The following is a 4,266-nucleotide window of genomic DNA, read 5'->3' on the forward strand; positions in this document are numbered from 1 at the left end:
TAGGCGTCGAGCACGCTCTCGTGCATCGTCTCCGACAGGGTCGGATGCGGGAACACCGTGTGCATCAGGTCTTCCTCGGTCGTCTCCAGATTCATGGCGACGACGAAGCCCTGAATGAGCTCGGTCACTTCCGCACCCACCATGTGGGCCCCCAGAAGCTCGCCCGTCTCGGCATCGAAGATGGTCTTCACCAGACCTTCCGGCTCACCGAGCGCGATGGCCTTGCCATTGCCGATGAACGGGAAGCGGCCGACGCGAATCTTGCGACCGGCTTCCTTGGCCTTGTTCTCGGTCAGACCGACGGAGGCGACCTGCGGATTGCAGTAGGTGCAGCCGGGGATCTTCTTCTTGTCCATCGGGTGAACGTGCAGGCCCTTGATGGCCTCGACGCAGATCACGCCCTCGTGCTCCGCCTTGTGGGCGAGCATCGGCGGGCCGGCGACATCGCCGATGGCATAAAGCCCCGGCACGTTCGTGCGGCCGACCGCGTCGATCACGATGCAGCCGCGATCGGTCTTCACGCCGAGCGCCTCAAGGCCGAGGCCCTCGATATTGCCCTGCACGCCCACGGCCGAGATCATCCGCTCGGCGGTGATCTCCTGCGTCTTGCCGTCCTTGGTCACCACCGTGGCGGTGACGGAATCGGCGCCCTTCTTCACGCCCGCGACCTTGGCCTCGGTCAGGATTTTCAGGCCGGACTTTTCCAGCCGCTTGCGCACATGGGCGGCAATCTCGTGGTCTTCCACCGGCAGGATCTGCGGCATCACCTCCACCACCGTCACCTCGGCGCCGAGCGTGTGGTAGAACGAGGCAAACTCGATGCCGATGGCGCCGGAGCCCATCACCAGCAGCGACTTCGGCATGCGGTCGGGATTGAGGGCCTCGAAATAGGTCCAGATCAGCTTCTTGTCGGGCTCGATGCCCGGCAGCGCACGCGGCCGGGCCCCGGTGGCCACGATGATGTGGGCGGCCGCATAGTCGCCGGCACCGAGCGCGCCCTTCGGCGCGTTTTCCGCTGCCTCGACATGCAGCTTGCCCGGCGCGGTCAGCGTGGCCTTGCCCCAGATCACATCGACCTTGTTCTTCTTCAGCAGGAAGCCGACGCCGGTCGCCAGCTGCGAGGAGACCCCGCGCGAGCGCTTGATGACCGCGCCGATATCGAAGCCGATGCCGGAGGCCGAGAGGCCGTAATCCTTGGCATGCTCCATGTAATGATAGATTTCGGCGGAGCGCAGCAGCGCCTTGGTGGGAATGCAGCCCCAGTTGAGGCAGATGCCGCCGAGATGGTTCTTCTCCACCACAGCGGTCCTGAAGCCGAGCTGTGCGGCGCGGATCGCTGCCACATAACCGCCCGGGCCGCCGCCGATGATGATGATATCGTAGGAAGTGCTCATGGTCCCTGAAGCCCTAAGGCCCCCCTTCGTTCGCGTCGGCCTCGTTTCCCGGCCTGCCGCCGGTCCCTGCCGTCCCGCCTCAGCGGCACACGGGTGAGCCGAGTTTCAAGGAAAACTGCTTCGGCCCGACGGGCGCATTCGGGTCCGGCCTGTGCGCGACGACCACGACCTCAAGACGGCAATGCGCCGTGGTCACGCTGTAGCGATCGTCGCCGGCAGCGCTGATGGCCACGATCGGGCCATCCTTCTCCAGCGCGGCGGCAACGCGCGGGTCGGCGGCAATCGCCCCGATCTCGCGCGAGCGCTGCCACCACGGCGACAGCAGCGCCAGCGCCGGGCCGGCGCTGGCCAGCACGACACAGAGCCCCAGCGCCGCCCGCAGCCAGAGGCGCGGGGCGGAGCGCGACGGAAAGATCATGTTGCCCTGCGTGGCCACCTGCCATCACCCTTCCGGAGCCGGGCGGGGCAGCGGCACGCCGCCGCCGCCCGCAGCCGCATCACACGAGCAGCGACATCGGCTTCTCGATGGCCGCCTTGAAGGCGGCCAGGAACTCCGCCCCGAGCGCACCGTCGACCGCGCGATGGTCGGTGGAGAGCGTGACCGTCATCTGCGTCGCGACCGTCAGTGCGCCGTTGCGCACCACGGCCCGCTGCTCGCCGGTGCCGACCGCCAGAATGGTGGCGTGCGGCGGGTTGATAATGGCCGCGAACTCCCGGATGCCAAACATGCCGAGGTTCGAGACGGCCGTCGTGCCGCCCTGATATTCCTCCGGCTTCAGCTTCTTGGCGCGGGCCCGGCCGGCCAGATCCTTCATCTCGTTGGAGATGGCCGACAGCGACTTGATATCGGCATCGCGCACGACCGGCGTGATGAGCCCGCCGGGGATCGACACCGCCACGCCCACATCCGCCACGCTGTGCTTCAGCATGCCGGCGTCGGTCCACGTCACGTTGGCGTCCGGCACGGCGCGCAGCGCCCGGGCCATGGCCTTGATGATGAAGTCGTTGACCGACACCTTGTAGGCCGGCTTGCCGTTCACGTCCGGTGCGGCATTGTTGATCTCGGTGCGCAGCGCCAGCAGCGCGTCGAGATCGCAGTCGACCGTGAGATAGAAGTGCGGAACGGTCAGCTTGGATTCCATCAGGCGGCGCGCAATGGTCTTGCGCATGCCGTCGTGGGGAATGACTTCGTAGGTGCCGGGCCGGAACAGCTTGCGCGTCGCCTCGTCGGAAGGCGCAGCCACCGCTGCCGCGGCGGGCGCGGCCGCCACGGGGGCCGGTGCCGGGGCAGCCGCCGCCGGGGACGGCTTCGCCGTGCCGGCCGCCGCAGCGGCCTCCACGTCGGCCTTCACGATGCGGCCATGAGGGCCGGTGCCGCTGATGGCGGCCAGCTCCAGCCCCTTTTCTTTGGCAATGCGCCGGGCCAGCGGCGAGGCGAACAGGCGCGCACCGTGCGCGGCCGGGGCCGCAGCAGCCGGAGCCGCCGCAGCAGCAGCCGGGGCGGGAGCCGCGGCGGCCGGGGCAGCAGCCGCCGGAGCGGCGGCCGGCGCCGGTGCGGCGGAAAGCGCGCTTTCGTCCTCGCCTTCGGCCAGCAGCCGGGCGATCGGCGTGTTCACCGCCACATCCTGCGTGCCCTCCGGCACCAGAATGACGCCGACGGTCCCTTCATCGACCGCCTCGACCTCCATGGTCGCCTTGTCGGTCTCGATCTCGGCAATCACATCGCCGGACTTGACCGTGTCACCCTTCTTCACATGCCACTTGGCAAGGTTTCCCTTTTCCATCGTGGGCGAGAGGGCCGGCATCAGAATGTCGATGGGCATCGTCTTCCCCCTCAGGCTCGGTTGCGAGCCGGGTTCCGGACCCTTTCAGCGGCGGACCGGAACGCTCCGGCCGCCCTGCGGCGCGAAAAGGCGCGCGCCGGCGGGTCGCAAATCAATCCTGTCCGGCTGCACGGCCCTCAGGCGCCCGGACACGCGGGCGGCAAACGAGAGCCGGCACAGCCCCTGAAACGCGGGCCGCGATCCGGCGGGCCCGGACCCGCCATGGCCGCGGCCGGCCAACAGCCGGCGGGCGGAAGAGAGTGCCCTTCCGCCCGCAGCGCCGATCAGCGATAGGTCACGGCCCGGACCGCCGCGATCACGTCGGCCACCGTGGGAAGCGCGAGCTTCTCCAGATTGGCGGCATAAGGCATCGGCACGTCGTGGCCGGCGACCTTCAGCACCGGCGCATCGAGCCAGTCGAACGCCTTTTCCATGATCTGCGAGGCAACCTCGGAGCCGATGGAGCACACCGGCCAGCCCTCTTCCACCGTCACCGCCCGGCCGGTCTTCTTCACCGAGGCCAGCACCGTGTCGATATCCAGCGGGCGGATGGAGCGCAGGTCGATCACTTCGGCATCGATGCCGAGACCGGCCAGTTCCTCGGCCGCCTTGGTGGCGTAGGTCATGCCGATGCCGAACGAGACGATGGTCACGTCGTTGCCCGGCCGGGCGATGCGCGCCTTGCCGATGGGCAGAACGAAATCGTCGAGCTTCGGCACCTCGAACGCGTGGCCGTAGAGAATCTCGTTCTCAAGGAAGACCACCGGGTTCGGATCGCGGATCGCCGCCTTCAGCAGGCCCTTGGCGTCGGCCGCCGAATAGGGCTGAATCACCCGCAGGCCGGGGATCTGGGCGTACCAGGCGGCGTAGTCCTGACTGTGCTGGGCTCCCACGCGGGCCGCGGCGCCGTTGGGACCGCGGAACACGATGGGGCACGTCACCTGACCGCCGGACATGTAGTGCGTCTTGGCGGCGGAGTTGATGATGTGGTCAATCGCCTGCATGGCGAAGTTGAACGTCATGAACTCCACGATCGGCTTCAGCCCGTT

Annotated in this window: 4 protein-coding genes; all 4 read right to left on the reverse strand. The window is 68.3% G+C overall.

The annotated features are described in order from the left end of the window. A partial coding sequence (gene lpdA / locus V7067_RS13725; RefSeq protein ID WP_334176469.1) for a dihydrolipoyl dehydrogenase occupies window positions 1-1,394 on the reverse strand: 1,394 nt, incomplete at its 3' end. A gap of 79 nt (window positions 1,395-1,473) precedes the next feature. Next, window positions 1,474-1,830: a hypothetical protein gene (locus V7067_RS13730; RefSeq protein WP_334176470.1), complete on the reverse strand. Its 357-nt coding sequence runs from the start codon at window positions 1,828-1,830 to the stop codon at window positions 1,474-1,476. Between the two features lie 61 nt (window positions 1,831-1,891). Beyond that, entirely contained in the window at window positions 1,892-3,217 is a 1,326-nt protein-coding gene (locus V7067_RS13735; RefSeq protein ID WP_334176471.1) for a pyruvate dehydrogenase complex dihydrolipoamide acetyltransferase, read from the reverse strand. Between the two features lie 284 nt (window positions 3,218-3,501). Next, window positions 3,502-4,266, reverse strand: a 765-nt coding sequence (locus V7067_RS13740; RefSeq protein ID WP_334176472.1) for a pyruvate dehydrogenase complex E1 component subunit beta, incomplete at its 5' end; no start/stop codon positions are given.

Source organism: Pseudoxanthobacter sp. (genome assembly GCF_036822375.1).
Taxonomy (GTDB): Bacteria; Pseudomonadota; Alphaproteobacteria; order Rhizobiales; family Segnochrobactraceae; genus Pseudoxanthobacter.

Excerpts from the sequence above, each read along its gene's own strand:
- V7067_RS13735 (WP_334176471.1), bottom strand. The coding sequence starts at position 3,217 with ATGCCCATCGACATTCTGATGCCGGCCCTCTCGCCCACGATGGAAAAG.